Genomic DNA, 24,731 nt, shown 5'->3' with positions numbered 1-24,731 from the left:
TGCGCTTACATGTTTTGCGGTAGCCAGAGCGTCAGCTGAGGGAAGGCCAGGAGAATCGCGATGGCGACCAATTGGGTGATCACATAAGGGAACGACCCTCTGAATATCTGCGATACCGGTGTCTTCGAGTACTTGGACACGATGAAGCAGTTCAGGCCCACCGGCGGGGTGACCATGCCGATTTCGGCGACGACGATCATGATGATGCCGAACCAGACCAGGTCGAAGCCTAGCGAGGACACCAACGGCGCGACGATGGGCACGGTGAGCACCAGGATGGCCATCTGGTCCATGAAAAAGCCCAGCACCAGGTACAGGAGCACCAGCCCGAGCATGATGGTCCAGGGGGACACGTCCAGTGCGCCCACCCAGGCAATCAGGTCCTGGGTGACGTGGGTTAGTGCGAACACCATGGCGAACAGCTTCGCGCCCAGGATGATGATGGCGAACATGCAGGACGTTCGCGCCGCCCGTCCGACCAGCCCTTGCAGATCGGGCAGGGACGCGCGACCACGGGCGACATACAGCACGCCAGCGAGCAATGCGCCAAGCGCGGAGGCTTCGGTGGGTGTTGCGATGCCGGTGTAGATGACCCCAGTGATCGCGGCGAACAGAAGCAACACTGGCAGGACGCTCTTGAGCAGGCGCAGTTTCTCGGTCAGGGCGACCGGTTCCGACAACGGTGCGCGCGAGGGGTCGAGCTTGACCAGGCTATAGACCGTGATGACGATCGTCAGGGTCACCAGGATGCCGGGCACTACCCCTGCCATCAGCAGCCTACCGATGTTCACGTCGGCAATCAGGCCATAGACCACCATCGCGATGCTGGGAGGGATCAGCATCGCCAGGGTCCCGGAAATCGCCACGCAGCCACCAGCCAGGCGCGGCTCATAGCCGTGCTTGAGCATTGCTGGCAGGGACGTGGCCGACAGGGTCGCCGCAGCCGCGGAAGAAGAGCCGCAGATCGCTCCGAAACCTGCCCCGGAAAAGGCCGTTGCAATACCGAGCCCGCCGGGAATGCGACCGAACCAGGCTGCGCCGACCTTGAACAGGTCGTCGGTCACGCCGGAGCGGAGCACGAACTCAGCCATCAGCAGGAACATGGGTATGGTCACGAACTCGTAGACTACTGCCGATTCGCGTGGCATCGAGCCGAGCATGATGAGCAACGCATCCGTACCCCCGGCCCACAGAAGCCCAAGGCCACCCACGATCGCCATGGCAAAGCCGATGGGGGAACCCAGGGAGATCAGCAGCAACAGGGCAATGAAAAAAGCAGCGGCAATCATCTCAGGCTTCCTCCGGTTGTTCGAGAGACGCATCCTGGCCACTGCTCAATAGCAGCGAGCAGTGATGGATCAGGCGCAAAGACAGCAGGGCGCTGCCTGCACTGATGGGCAAGTAGCTCAGCCAGACCGGCCAGTTGACATACCCGGTGAGAAACTCGTCTGCCTGAAAAGACTCGATCATGCTGAGGGTGCTGCCAATGGCGATAACCACGAACACGCAGGCCGCCAAGAGCGAGCACGCGGTATCTGAAATCAGCTTTGTGCGCGGGCTCATGCGGTTAAGGAACAGGTCCAGTTGGATATGGTCGCCATGCCGGAATGTATCGGAGATCGCCAGGTAGGAAATAACCACCATGAGGTAATAGCTGATGACGTCCATCGTCCAGGGAATGGGCGAATGGAACAAGTAGCGGGCAACCGCGTCGGCGCTGATGAGGAACATGGTGATTAGCAGGCAGATACCCGCGAGCAGCGTGCTGGACTTCTCGAGTACTTGAATTATCGATTTCATGGAAAGGCTCTCAGGTAAGCGGCAGGTTATTGTTCTGATGCCACGAACAGCTGGTGGTACTCCTCAAGCAGTGCACTGCCGTCGTGATGGGCCGCATCCATGACCTGCGCCCAGCTTTTCTTGACCTGCTGCATGGCAAGCGTCAGCTTGGCCAGATCCTCGGCGGGCAACTGCGTCACGATATGGCCGTTGTCCCTGACGATCTGGTTCTTGATCCTGACGTTTTCCTCGTCCAGCCATTGGCACATTGAGGCCTGGGTGGACTGCGCCGCTTGGTTCATGATGGTTTTCACATCCGCGGGCAGCGCATTCCACTTTTTGCTGTTGATGGCATACACCACGGCCGTTCCACCCAGGCTTACACCGTCGACGGAGTACTTGAGTTGGTTTTCGAGGGCGTAGGGCGTCAGCGCGTTGTAGGGGTAGACGGCGCCGTCGATGGTGCCGCGCGACAGCGCCTCGTACACCTCGGAAGCGGAGATTTGCACAGGCACCGCGTCCAGAGCCTGTACCGTCTTGGTCATGGCCGCCCCGGCCCCGCGGATCTTCAACCCCTCCATCGCCTCCAGGCTGGCGGTCGGTTGCTTCGAGGTCATGAAGGTATAGGGCGGCATCAGGGTCACGAACAGCACGTGAAGCCCGTGGCGGTTGTACTCGGATTTGCCGATGGTGCCTGTGTCACTGACCATGGTCGCCAGCGTTCGGGCGCCCTGGCAAATATTGCTGTACATGTTCGGCAGTTCAGCGACCGTGGACATCGGAAGTTTGTCCGACTCATACGCAGGAATGAAAACAGCTATATCGGCCAACCCCGAGCGGAGCAGGCTGAAATAGTCTTTTCCCAATTGTGCGGCGGGGTAGGTTTCAAACGTCACCCTGCCGTTTGAAGCCTTCTCCACCGCCTGGGTGAATACGCCACCGCCATGGGTCCAGGCATAGTGTTTCGATGAGAAGCGGTGAGTGAACTTCAGGTTGATCTGGTCTTCTGCAACGGCGGGGAACGCACTGCACAAACCGGCAAGGGTCAGTACCGTCGCGCACTGAAGTACCGAAGGGCGCTGGAGCGCGGGGCGCGACTGAATGGCGGGTGGCCGTGCAGGCGCACGGGTTTTTGACTGTGTCTTCGAACGGAACAACATGGCTGTACCTCTGAAACTGGAATGATCTTGTTGTTGTTTCTATTCCTGTTTGGGTGTCGTCGAGTTGATCGGGCCTGTCAGGTCACTGGGTCACTCCTCTGCGTTGAATCACCGTGTACGCAACGTCCCGGGGCAGTGGTTGTGCGCGGGTGCGATAGCGGGATAACGATGAAGCAGAGCAGCCAATTGCGCCTGCTGTTTCGGCTGAAGAATTCGCAAGCCCCGATTCGCTCCTGGCGAACCCTGAAACTGCTTCGCCCAGAACGAATTGACGCTTCGATTTATCGCGTTTGCCCCACGCCCGAGATGCTCTTAGCCTCAAGCCAGAGGGATATTGCCTGTCCCGGTGCTGGCCATATGCGCGGCGTGTTTCGTTCCCTGGCAACTGCACAGGGATATTCGAGCGCAACGACAGCACCTGACCACCAACAACAATCAAGCAGATGCTGAGGGCGTTGAATGCGAGGCATGATTTTCAAGGGGCAGTGCGAAGTCCAGGTCAAGGACTTCCCGGACCCCACCCCAGGACCGGGCGAGGCCATCATCGAGATGAAGGCCTCCGGCATGTGCGGTACCGACCTGCATTACTACCGGCACGGCATGCACGAGGCACTTGGTATGCTCGGCCTGAAGGAGCGCATGCGCGGCGACGACATCATCGGTGGGCATGAACCCTGTGGGGTAATCGCCGCGGTGGGAGCCGGTGTCGATGCGCGGGCATTCAAGCCCGGCGATCGGGTCATCGTCTTTCATTACAAGGGGTGCAGCCACTGCGAGCATTGCCGCAGCGGCTGGACCCAGTTGTGCGATCACGGCGCCGACATCTATGGCGTACTCAACCACGGCGGGCATGCCACCTACATGAAGGTCCCGGTGTCTTCGCTGATCCATCTACCTCAAGACATTTCGTTCAAGGGCGGTGCCGCCATTGCTTGTGGCACGGGTACGGCCTATGGCGCTTTGCTTCGCCTTGGCGTCGCCGCCCGCGACACGCTGGCGATCTATGGCCTGGGGCCCGTCGGGCTTTCCGCCGCGCAGTTGGCGGCGGCCATGGGCGTAGAGGTGATCGGCGTCGATATCAACGCCGAACGCGTGCAGAACGCGAAGGCGTTTGGTGTAGCGCATGCCATCGATGCCAGCCGAGTTGACCCGGTCGAGCAGATTCACAGGCTCACGGCCGGCAAAGGCGCCTCCTGCGCCATGGAGTGTGCCGGTGGTGAGATACCCCGTAGCCAAGCCGTGCGCAGCACCAGTATCTGGGGGCGGATTGCCCTAGTGTCGGTGGGCGGTAACCTGAGCCTTGATGTCATGAAGGACCTCATCGGCAAGCAGCGGACCTTGGTGGGCTCATTCACGGTTTCGGAGGTCGGCATGAGCGACTGTGCGCGCTTCATCGCGGCCCATGGTGTCGAGGTGGACAAGCTGTTTTCCAGCGAGTGGTCCCTTGAGCAGGCCGGTGAGGCCTATGCCGATTTCAACCAGCAGGCAGGCGGCAAGGGCGTGATCGTCTTCTGACCGCCCGATGTTCTGGCCAACCCGTTCAGTGGCGCAGTGGTGCCCAATGGAGATCATCATGACCGAAAGAACCATTTCCCTGAAACACCCCGATCGGCTATTCATCGGTGGGCAGTGGGTGGTGCCCGCCACCTCTGAAACCTTCGATGTACTCGACTGCTCGACCGAAGAGGTCGTCGCCACTGTAGCGAAAGCCTCTTCCGAGGATATGCAGCGGGCGATCAACGCGGCGCGTGAGGCCTTTGACGACGGGCCCTGGCCGCGCTTGAGCCCACAGGAGCGTGCCGTCTACCTGGAAAAAATTGCCGAGCGCCTCGAGGCTCTGAATGATGAGTTCGCGCGCATCTGGTCTATCGAAACAGGCATTGTCTACAAGGTCGCTCAACCGCGTATTGGCCTGTTCATCAGTGGCGCGTTTCGGCAATACGCGGCGATGGCCTCGAGCTTTGCCTTCAGCGAGGCACATCAGTCGGTGACCGGAAATCCGGCCTATCGCGTTTATGAACCGGTCGGTGTAGTGGGGCAGATCATTCCTTGGAATGGCCCTGCGGGGCTGATGGCCTACAAGACCGCGCCGGCGCTGCTGGCCGGGTGCACGATGGTCATCAAATCACCGCCGGAAGCGCCATGTTCGGCGTACCTGCTCGCGCAGATCTGCGAGGAGATCGGACTGCCTCCAGGCGTCATCAACGTCGTGACGGCGGACAGGGATGTGTCCGAAGAGTTGGTTCGCCATCCGGGCGTGGACAAGATTACCTTCACCGGGTCGACCGGAGCGGGCCGTAGGATAGCCTCCATCGCTGGAGATCGTGTCGCCCGCGTAACGCTTGAGCTGGGAGGCAAGTCGCCGGCCGTGGTGCTTGACGACTATGACATCGAAACGGCCGCCACCACCTTGGGCAACTCCTATTTTGGTTATAACACCGGCCAGATCTGCCATAGCCTGACCAGGGTGATCGTTCCACGGGCGAAGCACGACCAGATGGTCGACGCGCTGGCGAACATCGCGCGCAAGATCGTCGTCGGCGACCCGTTTGCCGACGATACGACCTCCGGCCCGCTCGCCAGCGCGCGTCAGCGGGAAACCGTGGAGCGTTATGTGGCAAAAGGCATTGCTGAAGGGGCTAGGCTGGTGACGGGAGGGAAGCGTCCTGAAAGCCCGAAAAAAGGGTTCTTCTACGAACCTACGGTCTTTGCCAACGTCGACAATCGCTCCGCCATCGCCCAGGAAGAGATTTTCGGGCCGGTGCTTTGTGTCATTCCCGCCGACAGTGAGGCGGATGCCATTCGTATGGCGAACGACACGCCGTTCGGACTTAATGCCGCAGTCTTCACCAACGACCGTGAAAAGGCGTTGCAAGTGGCACGGCAGCTTCGCTCCGGTACTGTGGGGCACAATGGGCCACGCACTGATTTTTCGATCGGCTTTGGCGGCTTCAAGCAGTCTGGGATTGGTCGTGAGGGCGGGGTAGAGGGCTTGTTGGCCTTCATGGAGTCGAAAACCATCGTATTGGCATGACCCCCTGATCGCCGCACGCCTGGCGTTCGAGCGTCAGGCGTGCGCGTGAAGTGCCATTGCATGGGGCTAACATTGAACATTGGAAATGGCCCATTTAAGGGGATGTGTCATGGCATTAGAGGTAGTACGTACGCAGATAGGTGCCGCTGAAATCTTCCAGGTCATCGAGTTGGAAATAGGCCCGCAACTGGCTTGGCTCCTGCCTGATACGACGCCTGACAATATTCGTGCAATCGAATGGTTGAAGCCTCCCTATCGTAATGCTGACTTTTCATTGAATGCGCTATCTCAATGTTTCATCGTCAGGTTGAATGGGCGCACGCTGGTCGTGGATACCTGCATCGGCAATGACAAGACCGTCACGGAGGTCGCCGAGTGGGAGCATATGGAGACCGGTTTTCTCGAAGCGCTGGAGCGCGCCGGTATCGATCGTGGCCAAGTGACCGATGTCCTGTGTACTCATCTGCATATCGACCATGTAGGTTGGAACACCTATCTACACGAGGGCAGGTGGCTGCCTACCTTTCCCAATGCCAAGTACCATTTTGCCCGTGGTGAATATGAGTATTGGCTAGAGGCTGCTCAGCGGAGCCCGCAAGACATGCATTCTGTCTCGTTTGGCGAGTCCATCCACCCGGTGGTCGAGGCTGGGTTGGTGAATCTTGTCGAGGCACCGTGTGAGCTCGGTGACGGCGTCTCCATCCTGGCGACCCCTGGACATACCCACTCGCATATCGCCGTCATGATTGAAAGCGGCTGTGGCGACATCATCATTGCGGGCGATGCGTTTCACCACCCGTGCCAAGTCGCAAGGCCGCATTGGGCAACCGTGAGTGATCATGACCAGCGTCAGTCCACGATGACAAGGGAGGCGCTGCTCTCGGCTTGCGCTGATACGTCGACATTACTTGCGGGGATTCATTTCAGCACACCTTCGTTCGGTCAGATTTGCTCAACTGAAGAAGGCGGCTATTTTTTCAAACCTCTCGTTTCGAAATGAACGGGTCCTTACGTTCTACGCTGCGCGCTTCGCGGAGAACGGCGCGGTCTTACGAGAGGTTAAGGTCGATTCATTGCTTGAGAAGCGGCACTTCATACATGGCCAATTGGATAGCTCGCTGCAATCGCTAACCATCCAACAACAATTTCTAAGCATCACATGATGTTTGGTCATACCTGACGGGGTTGGGTCGAGGCGAGATGCCGCCCCCGTACCAGCGCGTATGTTGCTGCCTGGTTCGACGGGATTGGAGTGGAGCAAGGTCTTATGGGGCAGATCCAGCAGTATCGACCAGACCGGATGAGCATCCGTGACAGGGTAAATTTCATGGGTACCTTGGCGATCGCAGGGCTGAATATTTCTGCCCTGGGCTCGGCGCGCCTGGTAGTACCCTTGATCGCGCTCTCGCTGGGGGCAAGCGCTACGCTGGTGGGCGTCATTGCCGCAGCATTCACAGCTGCCCCCATGGTGTTCAGCGTGTCATTCGGGCGCTGGCTGGACCGCGCGGGGACCTTGATGCCGATCATGAGCGCCGCGCTGCTCATCGTTGGCGCAACGACGACGTTCTGGGTATTTCCGAGTCGGTACGCGCTCGTGATCGTCGCAGGTCTCGTGGGGGCGGGTGCAGTATTTACCCATATGGCCGCCACTCGTGCTGTCGGCTCAATCGCGACAGAAGCACAACGCCCTCGCTATCTGGGGTACCTGATCCTTAGTTATTCGCTATTCCAACTGGTGGCTCCAGTGTTGGCGGGGGCGATGTACCAGCATCATGGTTCAAACGCTGCAATCACGTTGCTGGGAGGGTTCTCCGTACTGTCCATTCTCGCAATCGGTCTTCGTCTGCATCATTTCAGGCACGAGCGTCGTGGGCCTTTGGCGAGGTTGGCCCGCCAAGGCATCTATCCGCTGTTACGTGTGCCTGGATTGATGGTCTGGATACTGGTGAGCAGCCTCTTCTTCGCTGCGCAGACCATTTTCCCGTTCGTGATATCACTGCATGCCGTTGCCAATGGCATCTCGCCCATCGAGGCGGGTTGGTTGCTCGGCGCTTTTGCCGGCGGGGCATTCATCTCCCGGTTTTTCACACCCGTCTTGACGCGGTATGCCAGGCCACGACCGACGCTGGTGGTGGCAATGATCATCGGTGCTGTCATTTATGCCGTGATACCGTTCGCCCATCAAGTCGTCACCCTGAGCGTTCTGAGCCTACTCCTAGGGATGCCATTGGGTGTGGGCGTGCCTGTTTCCTTGGCAATGATATATGACGCAGCGCCGGCAGAGCGGGTCAATGAATCGGTGGGATTGTCCATGACCGTTAATAACTGTCTGCAAACCGTTTTTCCGCTGGCACTGGGAGCACTTGTTCATACCTTCGGTATTGCTCCGATGGTACTGGCATTTTCGCTGATCATGATGGGGTGCGCAGCGGTGAGCGTTCGCGGTCCTGAATGATGTTTCGAACCAGAAATTTCGAGAATTACTTCCGGGTACTCGGAGGTGTGAGGGATTGGACAAATATGGTCGGGCGCTTCCAAATACGTCATTTAACATAATACTCATTATGCGCTAGTCTATATTTGGTCACCAGACCACGAGTGAGGCACTTTGGGACCAGGGAAAGCTCTCTGGTCTAGATAATCTGTCCTGATCCATCGCTCGCTTACCATCACAAGCGCCGACCTGGTGCCAGATGCGTTAGCCTTGCCTTTTGGACTGTTGGCTACCGCGACTTGGACATCAGGCCAGCCATTTGCACCTGTACCCTGAGTGCTTGAAAGAAACCTGGTACGGTCACCCTCGACTTTGTTTATCAGGACAAATCCAGCGCATGCATGACCACACTGACGACTAGCGCCTGTCAGCCAGCGCCATTGAGGTTGTCACGCTTCCCATCACCGGCAACCCAACTCCCGGTCGATCGGTTAACGCGGTCAATTGTAGGAGCGGCCTTGTGTCGCGATGGGCTGCAAGGCAGCCCCAACAATTCATGCGTCTGCTTTGAAACCTTGGGGGCTGCTGCGCAGCCCATCGCGACACAAGGCCGCTCCTACAAGGGCCCGCAGGATTGAGAGGACAGTTGTTTACATCTCGCGCAGACCTCAAGCCACGAACCATCCCTGTGGGTGCTGGCCTGCAAGCGATGTGATCAGTACAAGCGACAAAAGATACATGAGGACCGCGCGATACCTGAGGGCCAGGCATACCCCCCCATTTGCCATGCTGTATATGCAAATAAGGTATAACTACACTAAATACTCATTTAGCGTAGTTATATAGAACCCGCCTCTGCACCCAATCCTCAAACAAGCCCGCCAAAACGCCTGTAAAAGCCTTCATTCACATCCGGCAACGGCCCATCAGCCGTCTCCAGCGCTGCATTCAGCCATTCTTCCGCCTTGGCAAACACCAGCCGATAGAGGTTACGGCACAGCTGTCGCGCGGCCCTTCCCTCCCAATCCCCAGGCAGCAGCTCGTCCGGCAGTTGCGGGTCGCGCAGCAGCAGCCGGCGGTATTCGTGAATCAGCAGCGTACGTGCCAGGAAGCAATCCTGCGCATCGAGCTGTTGCTGCTCTTTCAAACCTTGCCATAGCGGCCTGAACAGCTGGATGAACTCGCTGTACTGCTGCCCCAGTTCGTCGATGCGCCAGCTTTCCCGCACCTGGGCGCGCATGGCCTTGGATGCCAGCACCTCCTGGGTGTGGGTTTCGAAGACGATGCTGCCGTCGCTCGCCTCCAGGTCACGCAAGGTGGCGGCCAGGTCGGCGCGGTCTGCCCGTGGGCAGCCCAGCAGGTTCGGCGCCATGGCGCCGAAGCCCTGCCACTCCAACTCTTCACGCAAAGCCTTGCGCTTGCCGGCCTCCAGTTGCGAGAGCAACACCAGCGTCCAGGCGCCGTCCCAGGCTGGTTGGCTGGGGCTGTAGACCCGTTTGAAGGCTTTCTCGAACCGCCGGCGGCCAGTCCCTGTCAGGCTGTAGTAACTGCGGCGGCCAACCTTTTCGGCGGTGAGCCAGCCTTCCTTGGTAAGGCGGAAGATCGATGTGCGGATCAGGCGCTCGTTGATGCCGATCGGCTCCAGCAGGTTGATCAGGCTACCCAGCCAGACGGTTCCGCCGTGGGGCTCGATGGCGTCGCCGTACAAAGTGATGATCAGGGAACTGGCGCGGATCGGCGTCTGTTCCTGGAAGCGGGTGATCAGGTTGTTCAGTGGGGCGAGATTGCTCATGGGCGAACTGTGCGCGGTTAAAGCACCGACTATACCTGCGCGGCGGGCCGCCTGACCATTGCGTGACGCTGCCAGGCTCATGCCGATGCCTGGCCTTTGGGCCTGACGCCGGTGTCTTCCATGCGTGGGCGCTCGGGCTCGACCTCGGTCAGTGGCGGGCATTCGACCATGCTGTTCATGCAGCGTTGCGCCAGGCGCTGGTACTCCGCCGTGCCACGTTGCTTCCAGGCCAGTTCCTGTTCGGTCAGTGGGCGCTTGACCTGGGCTGGCGAGCCCATCACCAGGCTTTGTGCCGCACATTCGAAGCCCGCCTTGACGAATGCCGTGGCCGCGACGATGCAGCGCGGTGCCACATGGGCACCATCCATCACCACCGCGTTCATGCCGATCAAGGCGTCTTCGCCCACGCGACAGCCGTGCAGCACGGCGCCATGCCCGACATGCCCGTTGCGTTCGACCACCGTATCGCCACCCGGGAAACCATGCATCACGCAGGTGTCCTGCAGGTTGGCGCCCTCCTCAAGCACGATACGGCCGAAATCCCCCCTTAGTGAGGCCAGTGGGCCGACGTAGCAACGAGGGCCGACGATGACATCACCAATCAGCACGGCGCTGGGGTGCACGTAGGCTGTCGGATGAACCATGGGCGTCAGGCCGTCCAGTCGATAGCAAGGCATGGCAAAGCTCCTGAAATGATTTCAAATGCGCCTTGATCTTGTATCACAATCTTGTGGTGCGTCAATCGGCATGGTCGTGTATCGCTTTTTCTGGGGTCATCGCGCCCCCATAAATTCAGCGTTATGCTTTGAATATAAGGTGATGAAGCGATTCAACATCATGAAACCCTTTGCTGAGGCAGTTGTCACTCACGGAAAAGAGATACATGAAACAATTTTGAATGTTGCATTATTGTATCGCGTAATGCATATACTGGTTCCACCTGGACGTGATCCCCGCATCACGCCCCTGCAAACAATTCCAAGAAATGCCGGCCCCACGATGTGCCGTGCGTGCAGCCAGAGGAACCCGACATGCCGCGATATCTTGATGTGCAGGCGCCCGAACACGGCGTCCAGCTCATTACCCTGCAACGGCCCGAGGCGCTCAACGCCCTGTGCACCGAGCTACTGGCAGAGCTGGCCGCTGCGCTGGAAGCGGCCGGGCGAGACGAACAGATCCGCGCGGTGGTGCTCACCGGCAGCCGCAAGGCATTCGCCGCAGGCGCCGATATCCGCGAGATGGCCGAGCGCGACCTGGTCGGCATCCTCAACGACCCGCGGGTGGCCCACTGGCAAAGCATCGCCGCCTTCGCCAAGCCACTGATCGCCGCCGTCAACGGCTACGCCCTGGGTGGCGGCTGCGAACTGGTGATGTGTGCCGACATCGTCATCGCCGGCAGCGACGCCCGTTTCGGCCAGCCGGAAATCAACCTCGGCATCATCCCCGGCGCCGGCGGCACCCAGCGCCTGCTGCGGGCAGTAGGCAAGCCGCTGGCCATGCAAATGGTGCTGACCGGCGAAGCCATCACCGCCCGTCATGCCTTGCAGGTTGGGCTGGTCAGCGAAATCACCCAGCCGGAACTCACCGTGGAACGCGCACTGCACATCGCCCGCAGCATCGCCGCAAAGGCCCCACTGGCGGTGCGCCTGGCCAAGGAAGCGCTGCTCAAGGCCGGCGATACCGACCTGGCCAGCGGCCTGCGCTTCGAACGCCATGCCTTCACCTTGCTGGCCGGCACCGCCGACCGCGTCGAAGGCATCCGTGCCTTCCAGGAAAAACGCCAGGCCCGCTTCCAGGGCCGCTGATCATCTTTCCCTCGACTGACGGAGCGAGTCTGTCATGACTTTCCAGCACATCCTGTTTTCCATCGAGGACGGCGTCGCCCTCCTCTCGTTGAATCGCCCCGAGCAACTGAACAGCTTCAATACCGCCATGCACCTGGAAGTGCGCGAGGCACTCAAGCAAGTACGCCAGAGCAGCGAAGCACGGGTGTTGTTGCTGACTGCCGAAGGCCGTGGTTTCTGCGCCGGCCAGGACCTGTCCGATCGCAACGTCGCCCCGGGCGCCGAGATGCCGGACCTCGGCGAATCGATCGACAAGTTCTACAACCCGCTGGTGCGCACCCTGCGCGACCTGCCGCTGCCGGTGATCTGTGCGGTGAACGGCGTGGCTGCCGGCGCCGGTGCCAACATCCCGCTGGCCTGCGACCTGGTGTTGGCTGCCCGCTCGGCCAGCTTCATCCAGGCCTTCTGCAAGATCGGCCTGGTACCCGACTCCGGCGGCACCTGGCTGCTGCCGCGCCTGGTTGGCATGGCACGGGCCAAGGCCCTGGCCATGCTGGGCGAGCGCCTGGGCGCCGAACAGGCCCAGCAATGGGGGCTGATCCACCGCGTGGTGGACGATGCCGCGCTGCGCGACGAAGCCCTCACCCTCGCCCGCCAGCTCGCCACCCAGCCCACTTACGGCCTGGCCCTGATCAAGCGCAGCCTGAACGCCAGTTTCGACAACGGTTTCGATGAACAGCTGGAGCTGGAGCGCGACCTGCAGCGCCTGGCCGGGCGCAGCGAGGACTATCGCGAAGGCGTGAGTGCCTTCATGAACAAGCGCACGCCGGCATTCAAGGGGCGTTGATCATGAGCGCACTCGCAAGCAATGCCCAGGTGGCGGTGATCGGTGCGGGCGCCATGGGCGCAGGCATTGCCCAGGTTGCGGCCCAGGCCGGCCACCCGGTAAAGCTCTACGACAACCGCCCGGGCGCTGCAGCCCAGGCGGTGGCCGGCATAGATCGGCAACTTGCCCGCCTGGTGGAAAAAGGCAAGTTGCAGGCTGCCGAGCGGGAAGCCATCAGCGCCCGGCTGTGCCCGGTAGACGCCCTTGAAGCTCTGGCCGATGCCCGCCTGGTGATCGAGGCCATCGTCGAGAACCTGCAGGTCAAGCAGGCGCTGTTCAGCCAGCTGGAAGCCTTGTGCGCCACCGACTGCATCCTCGCCAGCAACACTTCGTCGCTGTCCATCACCAGCCTCGCCGCCGGGCTGCAACGCCCGCACCAGGTGGTTGGCATGCACTTCTTCAACCCGGCGCCGCTGATGGCACTGGTGGAAGTGGTGTCGGGCTTGGCCACCGCCCCGGCCGTTGCCGCATGCATTCATGCCACCGCCCAGGCCTGGGGCAAGCAGCCGGTGCACACGCGCTCCACGCCGGGCTTCATCGTCAACCGTGTGGCGCGGCCGTTCTACGCCGAAAGCCTGCGCCTGCTGCAGGAAGGCGCAGCCGATTGCGCCAGCCTCGATGCGCTGCTGCGTGATGCCGGCGGTTTCCGCATGGGCGCGTTCGAACTCACCGACCTGATCGGCCACGATGTCAATTACGCCGTTACCTGTTCGGTCTTCGATGCGTTCTATGGCGACTTCCGCTTCCAGCCTTCGCTGGTGCAAAAAGAACTGGTGGACGCAGGCCGCCTCGGGCGCAAGACCGGCCAAGGCTTCTATAGCTATGCCGAAGGCGCCGAACGCCCGCAGCCAGCCGAACTGCACAGCCCCGCCATCGTCGATGCCTGCGTCGTCGAAGGCGACCTTGGGGCGATGCAGCCGCTGGTCGAGCGCCTGCGCCAAAGCGGCGTCGCCGTGACCCAGCGCGCCGGCAGCGGCCTGATCCAGGTGGGCGATGCCACCCTGGCGCTGTCCGATGGCCGCCTGGCCAGCCAGCGCGCCCGGGAAGACGGCCTGCGCAACCTGGTGCTGCTCGACCTGGCCCTGGACTACACCACCGCCACCCGCCTCGCCATCAGCTGGTCGGCCGACACCAGCGACAACGCTCGTGACCAGGCGGTGGCCTTGCTGCGGCGTGCCGGCCTGAAGGTAACGGCGGTCGCCGACCTGCCCGGCCTGGTGGTGCTGCGCACCGTGGCGATGCTCGCCAACGAGGCCGCCGATGCCGTGTTGCAAGGTGTCGGCAGCGCCGCCGACATCGACCTGGCCATGCGTGCCGGCGTCAACTACCCCTGCGGCCCGCTGGCCTGGGCCGCGAACATCGGCATCCCCCACACCCTGCGCGTGCTCGACAACCTGCAGCGCAGCTACGGCGAGAGCCGTTACCGCCCTTCCCTGCTGTTACGCCGCTGCGAAGCCAAAGGAGGCACCCTGCATGACTGAAGTCGAACTGGCACAAGCCTGTGCCGAGGCCATGTACGCCCGCGACCAGGCCACCCAGGGCCTGGGCATCCGCCTGCTGGAGGCCGGTCCGGGCCAGGCATGCCTGCGCATGCCGGTACGCGCCGACATGATCCAGGGGCATGGCACCTGCCATGGCGGCTTCCTGTTCGCCCTGGCCGACTCGGCGTTTGCCTTCGCCTGCAACAGTCACGACCAGGCCACCGTCGCCCTGGGCTGCAGTATCGACTACCTGGCCCCGGCGCTGCGTGATGACGTGCTCACCGCCCGCGCCAGCGAGGTCAGCCGCAAGGGCCGCACCGGCCTGTACCACGTCCGCATCGAGAACCAGCGCGGTGAGCTGGTGGCGATGTTCCATGGCAAATCCTACAAAGTGCGCGGCACCGTGCTGGCGCAGGAGACGCAAGATGACTGAACACACCCTGGCCGATGCCTTGATCATCGACGCCGTGCGCACCCCCATCGGCCGTTATGCCGGCGCCTTGAGCGGCGTGCGCGCCGATGACCTGGCCGCCATCCCGCTCAAGGCCCTGATCCAGCGCCACCCCGAACTGGACTGGAAAGCCATCGACGACGTCATCCTCGGCTGTGCCAACCAGGCTGGCGAGGACAACCGCAACGTCGCGCACATGGCCAGCTTGCTGGCCGGGCTGCCGATCGAAGTGCCGGGCACCACCATCAACCGCCTGTGTGGCTCCGGCCTGGACGCCATCGGCAATGCGGCCCGCGCCCTGCGCTGCGGCGAAGCCGGGCTGATGCTGGCCGGCGGCGTGGAGTCGATGTCACGCGCGCCGTTCGTCATGGGCAAGTCGGAGCAGGCGTTCGGCCGTGCGGCCGAACTGTTCGACACCACCATCGGCTGGCGTTTCGTCAACCCGCTGATGAAGGCGGCCTTCGGCACCGATTCGATGCCGGAAACGGCCGAGAACGTCGCGCAGCAATTTGCTATTTCCCGCGCCGACCAGGACGCCTTTGCCCTGCGCAGCCAGCACAAGGCCGCCGCCGCCCAGGCACGCGGGCGCCTGGCACGGGAAATCGTGCCGGTCGAGATCCCGCAGCGCAAAGGCCCGGCCAAAGTGGTCGAGCACGACGAACATCCCCGCGGCGACACCACCCTGGAGCAACTGGCCAGGCTGGGTACCCCGTTCCGCGACGGCGGCAGCGTCACCGCCGGCAATGCCTCCGGGGTCAACGATGGTGCCTGCGCCCTGCTGCTCGCCAGCAGCGCCGCCGCCCGCCGTCATGGCCTGAAGGCTCGCGGCCGCATCGTCGGCATGGCGGTGGCCGGGGTCGAACCACGGCTGATGGGCATCGGCCCGGTGCCGGCTACCCGCAAGGTGCTGGAGCTTGTCGGGCTGTCGCTGGCCGACATGGACGTCATAGAGCTCAACGAGGCCTTTGCCGCCCAGGGCCTCGCGGTACTGCGCGAGCTCGGCCTGGCTGACGACGACGAGCGGGTCAACCGCAACGGCGGTGCCATCGCCCTCGGCCACCCGTTGGGCATGAGCGGTGCACGCCTGGTCACCACCGCGTTGCACGAGCTGGAAGAAACCGCCGGACGCTACGCCCTGTGCACCATGTGCATCGGCGTTGGCCAAGGCATCGCGATGGTCATCGAACGCCTCTGAGCGGCTCAGACCATCGGCTTGTTACCGAACCGAACGCAGCCGTATATGCTGCTTCCATGACACTCACCACGCGGCCTGCAACCGGTACCGCGCGGCGTACAAGAACAATTCGAGTGAAGCCATGAACATGTACCATGATGCCGATCGTGCCCTGTTGGACCCGATGGAAACCGCCAGTGTCGACGCCCTGCGCCAGCACCAGCTGGAGCGCCTGCGCTGGAGCCTGAAGCACGCCTACGACAACGTGCCGCTGTACCGCCAGCGCTTTGCCGAGTGCGGCGCCCACCCCGACGACCTCAAGTGCCTGGAAGACCTGGCGAAGTTCCCCTTCACCGGCAAGAACGACCTGCGCGACAACTACCCCTACGGCATGTTCGCCGTGCCCCAGCAAGAGGTGGTGCGCCTGCACGCCTCCAGTGGCACCACCGGCAAGCCGACGGTGGTGGGCTACACCCAGAACGACATCGACACCTGGGCCAATGTGGTCGCCCGCTCGATCCGCGCCGCGGGTGGGCGCAAGGGGGACAAGGTGCATGTCTCCTACGGCTACGGCCTGTTCACCGGCGGGCTCGGCGCGCATTACGGTGCCGAGCGCCTGGGCTGCACGGTGATCCCCATGTCCGGTGGCCAGACCGAGAAGCAGGTGCAGCTGATTCGCGACTTCCAGCCCGACATCATCATGGTCACCCCCTCCTACATGCTCAACCTGGCCGACGAGATCGAGCGCCAGGGCATCGACCCTCAAGACCTCAAGCTGCGCCTGGGCATATTCGGCGCCGAGCCGTGGACCGACGAGCTGCGCCGCTCGATCGAGCAAAGGCTGGGCATCGATGCCCTCGACATTTATGGCCTGTCGGAAATCATGGGGCCTGGGGTGGCGATGGAGTGCCTCGAAACCAAGGATGGCCCGACCATCTGGGAGGACCATTTCTACCCCGAGATCATCGACCCGATCACCGGTGCGGTGCTACCGGACGGCCAACTGGGCGAACTGGTGTTCACCTCGCTGAGCAAGGAAGCGTTGCCCATGGTGCGCTACCGCACCCGCGACCTCACTCGCCTGCTGCCCGGTACCGCCAGGCCAATGCGGCGGATCGGCAAGATCACCGGCCGCAGCGATGACATGCTGATCATTCGCGGGGTCAACGTGTTCCCGACTCAGATCGAGGAGCAGGTACTAAAAATAAAACAGCTTTCTGAGCTTTATGAGATTCATCTGTATCGCAATGGCAACCTGGACAGTGTCGAGGTGCATGTGGAACTGCGTGGGGAGTGCCAGCACCTCGATGAAGGCCAGCGCAAACTGTTGACTGGGGAGCTGACCAAGCAGATCAAGACCTACATCGGCATCAGCACCCAGGTGCGCCTGCAGCCCTGCGGCACGCTCAAGCGTTCCGAGGGCAAGGCCTGCCACGTGTTCGACAAACGGTTGGCCAGCTGATTCATTCGGCTGCCTTTTCGGCCCCGGCATCGTCCGGGGCTTTTTTTTGCCTGGGAGATTGCTGGGGGCGCTTTGCGCCCCTTTCGCCGGCAAGCCAGCTCCCACAGGAGAGCGGTTGCCCTGGAGATGGACGCTGTCCCTGTGGGAGCTGGCTTGCCGGCGAAAGGGCTGCACAGCAGCCCCCTTGACCAGCAAAGCGATACACAAAACTTATTCGATACACATAAAACTGTTTGACGTTATGTTTTGTATCGCTTACAAATGACTCATGCCTTAGCAGGAGTCGGAACACATGTACGCACAGCTAGTGGAAACCGGAGTCAAGCGCGTCAAGTCGCTGGAAGAGATGTCGCCCGAGGAGCGCAACTTCCAGGAAAAGATCGACGCCGAAATCAAGATCGAAGCCAAGAACTGGATGCCCGAGGCCTATCGCCAGACCCTGATCCGGCAGATCTCCCAGCACGCCCACTCGGAAATCGTCGGCATGCTGCCCGAAGGCAACTGGGTCACCCGTGCCCCCAGCCTCAAGCGCAAGCTGCAGCTGATGGCCAAGATCCAGGACGAAGCCGGCCACGGCCTGTACCTGTACAGCGCCATGGAAACCCTGGGCGCCGACCGTGACGAAGAAATCGCCAAGCTGCACAGTGGCAAGGCCAAGTACTCGAGCATCTTCAACTACCCCACCCTCAGCTGGGCCGACATGGGCGCAGTGGGCTGGCTGGTGGATGGCGCGGCCATCGTCAACCAGGTGGTGCTGCAGCGCACCTCCTACGGCCCGTATTCGCGCGCGATGATCCGTATCTGCAAGGAAGAGAGCTTCCACCAGCGCCAGGGCTACGAAATCCTCCTGACCATGATGCGCCACGGCACCCAGGCCCAGCGCGACATGGTCCAGGACGCGATCGACCGCCTGTGGTGGCCAGCACTGATGATGTTCGGCCCCAGCGACGAGCACTCCCCCAACAGCGCCCAGTCCATGGCCTGGAAGATCAAGCGCCAGACCAACGATGAACTGCGCCAGCGCTTCATCGACCAGACCGTGCCGCAGCTCGAGCTGCTCGGCTGCACCGCCCCCGACCCGGAGCTGAAGTGGAACGCCGAGCGCGGCCACTACGACTTCGGCGAAATCCAGTGGGACGAGTTCTACGAAGTGATCAAGGGCAATGGCCCATGCAACCAGGAACGTGTCGCCACACGGCGCAAGGCCATCGAGGACGGCGCCTGGGTACGCGAGGCCGCCGTGGCCTACGCGCGCAAGCAACAGAACAAGAACGCCGCCTGAGCGGCGATTGATGCGGAGATCGAAAATGTCTGTCTGGACCCTCTACGAAGTGTTCGTGCGCAGCAAGCACGGCCTTAACCACAAGCATGTCGGCAGCGTGCACGCCGCCGATGCCGCCATGGCCATCGAAAACGCCCGCGAGCTGTACACCCGCCGCAGCGAAGGCGTGAGCCTGTGGGTGGTGCCCTCGGCACTGATCACCGCTTCTTCCCCGGACGAGAAAGACCCGCTGTTCGCCCCGGCGGACGACAAGGTCTACCGCCATGCCAGCTTCTACGAACTGCCCGACGAAGTCGGACACATGTGAGGTTGGCCATGCACAACGAAACCCTTGTCCCCTACCTGCTGCTGCTCGGCGACAGTGCCCTGGTGCAGGGCCAGCGCCTCTGCGAATGGTGTGGCCGCGCCCCGGCCATCGAAGAAGAACTGGCCCTGATGAACGTCGGCCTCGACCTGGTAGGCCAGGCGCGCAACTGGCTGGAGTACGCCGCCGAGCTGCTCGATGATGGCCGTGACGCCGACGCCCTGGCCTTCCGCCGTGACGAGCGCGCCTATCGCAACCTGTTGCTGGTCGAGCAGCCCAACGGCGATTTCGCCGTGACCATGACCAAACAGTTCTTCTATGACGCCTGGCATTTCGCCGTGCTTCAGGGCCTGGTCGGCTCGAACGACGAGCGTATCGCCGGTATCGCCGCCAAGGCCCTGAAGGAAGTCACCTACCACCTGCGCCGCTCCAGCGAGTGGGTGCAACGCCTGGGCGGTGGCACCGAAGAAAGCCGCCAACGCATGCTCGCGGCCATCCCGGCACTGTGGCGCTTCACCGTCGAACTGACTGCCGGTAGCGACAAAGAAGGGCACCTGGCGCAGGCGGGTATCGCCGCCGACCCCGCTGCCGTCGGCGCGGCCTGGCTCAAGCAGGTTGGCGAGACCTTCGCTTCGGTCGAGCTGCCACTGCCCAAGGCCGCCAGCCACTTTTACCTGGACGGTCGCAAAGGCCTGCACACCGAGCACCTCGGCCTGCTGCTGGCCGAGATGCAGTTCCTGCCAAGGGCGTACCCCGATGCAACCTGGTGAGCTGATTGCCGGCGACCGTGGCGCCCGCGCGCCACGCGGCGACGACCTGGCCCGGGCCTGGGCGGTACTGGCCCAGGTCATGGACCCGGAAGTGCCCGTGGTCAGCGTGGTCGACCTGGGCATCGTGCGCGACCTCGACTGGCGCGCCGGGCACCTGCACCTGGTCGTCACGCCGACCTATTCCGGCTGCCCGGCCACCGAGGTGATCGAAGGGGATATCCGCCAGGCGCTGGAACAGGCCGGTTTCCCCGCCCCGGCTCTGGAGCGCCGGCTGACCCCGGCCTGGAGCACCGACTGGATCAGCGAACTGGGCCGCGAGCGCCTGCGCGCCTACGGCATCGCCCCGCCACAGGGCAGCGCCAGCAAACGCAGCCTGCTCGGCGAAGCGCCGCAGGTGTGCTGCCCGCAGTGCGGCAGCGCCCATACCGAATTGCTCAGCCAGTTCGGTTCCACGGCTTGCAAGGCGCTTTACCGCTGCCGCGAGTGCCTGGAGCCGTTCGACTATTTCAAATGCATTTGAGCCGTGGAGAACGCCATGAGCCAGTTTCACAGCCTGACCATCAAGCAAGTGCGCAACGAGACCCGCGATGCGGTGTCGATTGCCTTCGACGTGCCCGAGCACCTGCAGGCGCAGTTCCGTTTCACCCAGGGCCAGTACCTGGTCATGCGTACCCAGCTGGACAACGAAGAAGTCCGCCGTTCCTACTCCATCTGCAGTGCCGTGCAGGACGGCGAACTGCGTGTGGCGGTAAAGCGCGTGCCTGGCGGGCGCTTCTCGGCATTTGCCAATGACGAGCTCAAGGCCGGCCAGCAACTGGAAGTGATGCCGCCGTCGGGCAGCTTCTTCGTGCCACTGGAGCCGGCCCGCCAGGGCAACTACCTGGGCGTGGCTGCCGGCAGCGGCATCACCCCGATCCTGTCGATCATCGCCACTACCCTGGCCAGCGAGCCACACAGCCGCTTCACCCTGCTGTACGGCAACCGCTCCAGCTCTGGCGCCCTGTTCCGCGACAAGCTGGAAGACCTGAAGAACCGTTACCTCGACCGCCTGAACCTGATTTTCGTGTTCAGCCGCGAGCAGCAGGATGTCGACCTGTACAACGGCCGCATCGATGCCGACAAGTGCGGCCAGCTGTTCTCGCGCTGGATGGACGTTGCCAACCTGGATGCCGCATTCATCTGCGGCCCGCAGGCGATGACCGAGACGGTGCGCGACAGCCTGCGGGCCAATGGCCTGGCCAAGGAACGCATCCATTTCGAGCTGTTCGCCGCAGCCGGCAGCGAAGCCCGTCGTGAAGCCCGCGAGGCGGCGCGCCAGGTGGACTCGGCGCTCAGCCACATCACCGTGATCAGCGACGGCCGCGCGCTTACCTTCGACCTGCCACGCAATACCCAGAACGTGCTGGACGCCGGCAACGCCATCGGCGCCGAGCTGCCGTACTCGTGCAAGGCCGGCGTGTGCTCGACCTGCAAGTGCCGGGTAATCGAGGGCGAAGTGGAGATGGACAGCAACCATGCCCTGGAGGACTACGAAGTGGCGGCCGGGTACGTGCTGTCATGCCAGACCTACCCGGTGAGCGACAAGGTAGTGCTCGATTTCGACCAGCTCTGAAACCGCGTCGCCTGCTTCGCGGGCGCGCCCGCTCCCACAGGGATAGCGCAAGTCTCAAGCACACCGCCGCACCTGTGGGAGCGGGCATGCCCGCGAAGAGGCCCTAAGCGACACCGCAACACCCGCGTGACCTCAACAAAACAATTACAACACCCAGAGATCGCAACCCATGACCCCCGAACGCATCGAAAGCATCGCCAACCACCCCGACTTCCAGCACCTGGTGCAGCGCAAACGCCGCCTCAACGGCAGCCTGACCCTGGCCATGCTGGTGATCTACTACGGCTTCGTCCTGCTGGTGGCGTTTTCCCCCAGCACCCTCGGCCAGTCCCTCAGTGGTGGCGTGACCACCGTCGGCATGCTGGTGGGCGTGCTGATGGTGCTGCTGTCCTTCGCCTTGACCGGCATCTACGTGCACCGCGCCAACAACGTGCTCGACCCGCTCAACGACAAGGTCAAGCAGGAGTGCGCACAATGAACTGGACCGCCATCTCGATGTTCATGGTGTTCGTCTGCTTCACCCTGCTGGTCACCCGCTGGGCTGCCATGCGCACCCGCTCGGCCAGCGACTTCTACACCGCCGGCGGGGGCCTGACCGGCATGCAGAACGGCCTGGCGATCGCCGGCGACATGATCAGCGCCGCGTCGTTCCTGGGCATTTCGGCAATGATGTTCATGAACGGCTACGACGGCCTGCTGTATGCCCTGGGCGTACTGGCCGGCTGGCCGATCATCCTGTTCCTGATCGCCGAACGCCTGCGCAACCTGGGCAAGTACACCTTCGCCGACGTGGTCAGCTACCGCCTGGCGCAAACCCCGGTGCGCCTGACCTCGGCCTTCGGCACCCTGGTGGTGGCGCTGATGTACCTGGTGGCGCAGATGGTCGGTGCCGGCAAGCTGATCGAACTGCTGTTCGGCATCAGCTACCTGTACGCGGTGATGCTGGTCGGCGTGCTGATGGTCGCCTACGTCACCTTCGGCGGCATGCTCGCCACCACCTGGGTGCAGATCATCAAGGCGGTGATGCTGCTGTCGGGCACCAGCTTCATGGCCTTCATGGTGCTCAAGCATTTCGGCTTCAGCACCGAGGCGATGTTTGCCAGCGCCGTGGCCGTGCATGCCAAGGGCCAGGCGATCATGGCCCCGGGCGGCTTGCTGTCCAACCCGGTGGACGCCATTTCCCTGGGCCTGGGCATGATGTTCGGTACCGCCGGCCTGCCGCATATCCTGATGCGCTTCTTCACCGTCAGCGATGCCAAGGAAGCGCGCAAGAGCGTGTTCTATGCCACCGGGTTCATCGGCTACTTCTACCTGCTGCTGATCGTCATCGGCTTTGGTGCCATCGTCATGGTCGGCACCGAGCCGTCCTACCGTGACGCCACCGGCGCGATCATCGGCGGCGGCAACATGGTCGCCGTGCACCTTGCCCAGGCCGTGGGTGGCAATCTGTTCCTCGGTTTCATCTCCGCCGTGGCCTTCGCCACCATCCTGGCGGTGGTCGCCGGCCTGGCGCTGTCCGGTGCATCGGCCGTTTCCCACGACCTGTATGCCTGCGTGGTGCGCCAGGGCAAGGCCAGCGAGCAGGAGGAAATGCGCGTGTCGCGTATCGCCACCCTGCTGATCGGCCTGCTGGCGGTCATCCTCGGCCTGATGTTCGAATCGCAGAACATCGCCTTCCTCTCCGGCCTGGTGCTGGCGGTGGCCGCCTCGGTCAACTTCCCGGTGCTGCTGCTTTCGATGTTCTGGAAAGGCCTGACCACCCGCGGCGCGGTGTGCGGCAGCATGGCCGGCCTGGTTTCGGCTGTGCTGCTGGTGGTGCTGGGCCCGGCGGTGTGGGTCAACGTGCTGCATCACGAAAAGGCGCTGTTCCCCTACAGCAACCCGGCGCTGTTCTCCATGAGCCTGGCCTTCCTCGGCGCCTGGGTGTTCTCGGTCACTGACAGTTCCGAACGCGCCAGCCAGGAACGTGGCCGCTACCTGGCCCAGTTCATCCGTTCCATGACCGGAATCGGCGCTGCCGGCGCCAGCAAGCACTGACTCTCAGGGAAGAACAACCATGTCGGGTAAAACAACAACAATGAACCGCACGCACTTCATTTCGGCCGCCTGGCTGGCGACCCTCGCCCTGCCGATGCCGGCGATGGCAGACTTCATCGGCGACAGCCACGCCCGGCTGGAGCTGCGCAACCACTACCTGAACCGCGACTTCCGCCAGAGCAACGCACCGCAGGCCAAGGCCGAGGAATGGGGCCAGGGCTTTACCGCCAAGCTGGAGTCGGGCTTCACCGAAGGCCCGGTCGGCTTTGGTGTCGACGCCATGGGCCAACTGGGCATCAAGCTCGACTCCAGCCGTGACCGCCGCAATACCGGCCTGCTGCCTTTCGGCCCGAACAGCCATGAACCGGTCGATGACTACAGCGAACTGGGCCTCACCGGCAAGGTGCGGGTGGCCAAGAGCACCCTGCGCCTGGGGACCTTGCAACCGATCCTGCCGGTAGTGGTGTACAACGACACTCGCCTGCTGGCTTCCACCTTCCAGGGCGGCCTGCTCACCAGCCAGGACCTGGCCGGCCTGACCTTCAACGCCGGCCGCCTGACCAAGGCCAACCTGCGTGATTCCTCGGGCCGCGACGACATCGGCTACGGCGCCGCCAGCAGCGACCACCTGGACTTCGGCGGCGGCAGCTACGCCATCACCCCGCAAACCAGCGTCAGCTACTACTACGCCAAGCTCGAGGACATCTACCGCCAGCAGTTCGTCGGCCTGATCGATACCCGCCCGCTGGGCGAAGGCCTGAGCCTGCGCACCGACCTGCGCTACTTCGACAGCCGCAACGACGGCGCCGAGCGTGCCGGCAACATCGACAACCGCAACTTCAACGCCATGTTCACCCTCGGCGTACGGGCCCACAAGTTCACCGCCGCCTGGCAGCAGATGTCCGGCGACAGTGCCTTCCCGTTCGTGAACGGCGGCGACCCGTTCACCGTCAACCTGGTCACCTACAACACCTTCACCCGCGCCGGGCTGGACTCGTGGCAGGTGCGCTACGACTACGACTTCGTCGCCATGGGTATCCCCGGCCTGAGCTTCATGACCCGCTACACCGATGGCCGCCACGCCGAAACCGCCACTGTCAGCAATGGCCGTGAGCGTGAGCGCGACACCGACATCACCTATGTCATCCAGAGCGGCCCGTTCAAGGACGTCAGCCTGCGCTGGCGCAACGTCACCTTCCGTTCCGGCAATGGCCTGACCAACGCCGTGGACGAAAACCGCCTGATCATCGGCTACACCGTGGCGCTGTGGTAACAGCGCCCCCCTCTAC

22 protein-coding genes and 1 pseudogene are annotated in these 24,731 nt (G+C 62.7%); 18 read left to right on the top strand and 5 right to left on the bottom strand.

The window, feature by feature from the left end; genetic code table 11:
• Nucleotides 1-5: 5 nt before the first annotated feature.
• The 3 genes from CAG44_RS17420 to dctP are packed head-to-tail and all read right to left on the bottom strand — an operon-like array spanning nucleotide 6 to nucleotide 2,939.
• Nucleotides 6-1,289, bottom strand: coding sequence for a TRAP transporter large permease (locus tag CAG44_RS17420; protein ID WP_085692607.1), 1,284 nt, complete (start codon nucleotides 1,287-1,289; stop codon nucleotides 6-8).
• Nucleotide 1,290: 1 nt separating this feature from the next.
• Nucleotides 1,291-1,800, bottom strand: a complete 510-nt coding sequence (locus CAG44_RS17415; RefSeq protein ID WP_085692606.1) for a TRAP transporter small permease — start codon at nucleotides 1,798-1,800, stop codon at nucleotides 1,291-1,293.
• 26 nt (nucleotides 1,801-1,826) lie between these two features.
• Nucleotides 1,827-2,939: a TRAP transporter substrate-binding protein DctP gene (gene dctP, locus CAG44_RS17410; protein WP_085692605.1), complete on the bottom strand. Its 1,113-nt coding sequence runs from the start codon at nucleotides 2,937-2,939 to the stop codon at nucleotides 1,827-1,829.
• Between the two features lie 459 nt (nucleotides 2,940-3,398).
• Here dctP and CAG44_RS17405 point away from each other — a divergent pair, with 459 nt between their 5' ends.
• The 4 genes from CAG44_RS17405 (at nucleotide 3,399) to CAG44_RS17390 (ending at nucleotide 8,428) form a co-directional block, all read left to right on the top strand.
• Nucleotides 3,399-4,454: a zinc-binding dehydrogenase gene (locus tag CAG44_RS17405; RefSeq protein WP_085692604.1), complete on the top strand. Its 1,056-nt coding sequence runs from the start codon at nucleotides 3,399-3,401 to the stop codon at nucleotides 4,452-4,454.
• 58 nt (nucleotides 4,455-4,512) lie between these two features.
• The gene (locus CAG44_RS17400; RefSeq protein ID WP_085692603.1) at nucleotides 4,513-5,973 is read left to right on the top strand and encodes an aldehyde dehydrogenase; all 1,461 of its coding nucleotides are present in this window, start codon (nucleotides 4,513-4,515) and stop codon (nucleotides 5,971-5,973) included.
• 109 nt (nucleotides 5,974-6,082) lie between these two features.
• Nucleotides 6,083-6,973, top strand: a complete 891-nt coding sequence (locus CAG44_RS17395) for an MBL fold metallo-hydrolase (protein WP_158091152.1) — start codon at nucleotides 6,083-6,085, stop codon at nucleotides 6,971-6,973.
• Between the two features lie 267 nt (nucleotides 6,974-7,240).
• Nucleotides 7,241-8,428, top strand: coding sequence for an MFS transporter (locus CAG44_RS17390; RefSeq protein WP_025339117.1), 1,188 nt, complete (start codon nucleotides 7,241-7,243; stop codon nucleotides 8,426-8,428).
• Nucleotides 8,429-9,275: 847 nt separating this feature from the next.
• Here the strand turns inward: CAG44_RS17390 and paaX are convergent.
• Both paaX and paaY read right to left on the bottom strand, forming a co-directional pair.
• Nucleotides 9,276-10,199, bottom strand: a complete 924-nt coding sequence (gene paaX / locus CAG44_RS17385; RefSeq protein ID WP_178076934.1) for a phenylacetic acid degradation operon negative regulatory protein PaaX — start codon at nucleotides 10,197-10,199, stop codon at nucleotides 9,276-9,278.
• 77 nt (nucleotides 10,200-10,276) lie between these two features.
• On the bottom strand, nucleotides 10,277-10,876 hold the full coding sequence (paaY, locus tag CAG44_RS17380; protein ID WP_085692600.1) for a phenylacetic acid degradation protein PaaY: 600 nt from the start codon (nucleotides 10,874-10,876) through the stop codon (nucleotides 10,277-10,279).
• 354 nt (nucleotides 10,877-11,230) lie between these two features.
• On the opposite strand from paaY, the gene paaF reads away from it, so the two are divergent.
• The 14 genes and pseudogenes from paaF to CAG44_RS17310 all read left to right on the top strand — a co-directional run bounded on the left by paaF (nucleotide 11,231) and on the right by CAG44_RS17310 (nucleotide 24,715).
• On the top strand, nucleotides 11,231-12,004 hold the full coding sequence (gene paaF / locus CAG44_RS17375) for a 2,3-dehydroadipyl-CoA hydratase PaaF (RefSeq protein WP_085692599.1): 774 nt from the start codon (nucleotides 11,231-11,233) through the stop codon (nucleotides 12,002-12,004).
• 34 nt (nucleotides 12,005-12,038) lie between these two features.
• Entirely contained in the window at nucleotides 12,039-12,830 is a 792-nt protein-coding gene (gene paaG / locus CAG44_RS17370; RefSeq protein WP_015270321.1) for a 2-(1,2-epoxy-1,2-dihydrophenyl)acetyl-CoA isomerase PaaG, read from the top strand.
• 2 nt (nucleotides 12,831-12,832) lie between these two features.
• Nucleotides 12,833-14,350 (top strand): 3-hydroxyacyl-CoA dehydrogenase PaaH, encoded by a 1,518-nt coding sequence (paaH, locus tag CAG44_RS17365; protein ID WP_085692598.1) that lies wholly within the window; start codon nucleotides 12,833-12,835, stop codon nucleotides 14,348-14,350.
• Entirely contained in the window at nucleotides 14,343-14,783 is a 441-nt protein-coding gene (paaI, locus tag CAG44_RS17360; protein ID WP_013972610.1) for a hydroxyphenylacetyl-CoA thioesterase PaaI, read from the top strand. The genes paaH and paaI overlap by 8 nt, the downstream gene beginning before the upstream one ends.
• Nucleotides 14,776-15,996 (top strand): 3-oxoadipyl-CoA thiolase, encoded by a 1,221-nt coding sequence (gene pcaF / locus CAG44_RS17355; RefSeq protein WP_085692597.1) that lies wholly within the window; start codon nucleotides 14,776-14,778, stop codon nucleotides 15,994-15,996. Before paaI ends, pcaF begins: the two co-directional genes overlap by 8 nt.
• A 121-nt stretch (nucleotides 15,997-16,117) precedes the next feature.
• Nucleotides 16,118-17,437: a phenylacetate--CoA ligase PaaK gene (gene paaK, locus CAG44_RS17350; RefSeq protein ID WP_085692596.1), complete on the top strand. Its 1,320-nt coding sequence runs from the start codon at nucleotides 16,118-16,120 to the stop codon at nucleotides 17,435-17,437.
• Between the two features lie 292 nt (nucleotides 17,438-17,729).
• Complete coding sequence (paaA, locus tag CAG44_RS17345; protein ID WP_025339109.1) at nucleotides 17,730-18,719, top strand: 1,2-phenylacetyl-CoA epoxidase subunit PaaA; 990 nt, start codon at nucleotides 17,730-17,732, stop codon at nucleotides 18,717-18,719.
• Between the two features lie 25 nt (nucleotides 18,720-18,744).
• The gene (gene paaB / locus CAG44_RS17340) at nucleotides 18,745-19,026 is read left to right on the top strand and encodes a 1,2-phenylacetyl-CoA epoxidase subunit PaaB (RefSeq protein WP_013972614.1); all 282 of its coding nucleotides are present in this window, start codon (nucleotides 18,745-18,747) and stop codon (nucleotides 19,024-19,026) included.
• Nucleotides 19,027-19,034: 8 nt separating this feature from the next.
• Nucleotides 19,035-19,793 (top strand): 1,2-phenylacetyl-CoA epoxidase subunit PaaC, encoded by a 759-nt coding sequence (gene paaC / locus CAG44_RS17335; protein ID WP_085692595.1) that lies wholly within the window; start codon nucleotides 19,035-19,037, stop codon nucleotides 19,791-19,793.
• Nucleotides 19,780-20,313: a 1,2-phenylacetyl-CoA epoxidase subunit PaaD gene (paaD, locus tag CAG44_RS17330; RefSeq protein ID WP_025339107.1), complete on the top strand. Its 534-nt coding sequence runs from the start codon at nucleotides 19,780-19,782 to the stop codon at nucleotides 20,311-20,313. The genes paaC and paaD overlap by 14 nt, the downstream gene beginning before the upstream one ends.
• Before the next feature lie 15 nt (nucleotides 20,314-20,328).
• Nucleotides 20,329-21,405, top strand: a complete 1,077-nt coding sequence (gene paaE, locus CAG44_RS17325; RefSeq protein WP_085692594.1) for a 1,2-phenylacetyl-CoA epoxidase subunit PaaE — start codon at nucleotides 20,329-20,331, stop codon at nucleotides 21,403-21,405.
• Between the two features lie 169 nt (nucleotides 21,406-21,574).
• Nucleotides 21,575-21,883: a DUF485 domain-containing protein gene (locus tag CAG44_RS17320; RefSeq protein WP_004376242.1), complete on the top strand. Its 309-nt coding sequence runs from the start codon at nucleotides 21,575-21,577 to the stop codon at nucleotides 21,881-21,883.
• A pseudogene (locus tag CAG44_RS17315) lies at nucleotides 21,874-23,442 on the top strand (cation acetate symporter); the annotation flags it as partial. The gene CAG44_RS17320 and the pseudogene CAG44_RS17315, both read left to right, overlap by 10 nt.
• Nucleotides 23,443-23,482: 40 nt before the next feature.
• Complete coding sequence (locus CAG44_RS17310) at nucleotides 23,483-24,715, top strand: OprD family porin (protein ID WP_031324467.1); 1,233 nt, start codon at nucleotides 23,483-23,485, stop codon at nucleotides 24,713-24,715.
• Nucleotides 24,716-24,731 lie beyond the last annotated feature (16 nt).

The sequence above is a fragment of the Pseudomonas sp. B13(2017) genome (genome assembly GCF_002113245.1).
Lineage (GTDB): Bacteria > Pseudomonadota > Gammaproteobacteria > Pseudomonadales > Pseudomonadaceae > Aquipseudomonas > Aquipseudomonas putida_Z.
This window is presented reverse-complemented; position numbering and strand designations above follow the sequence as displayed.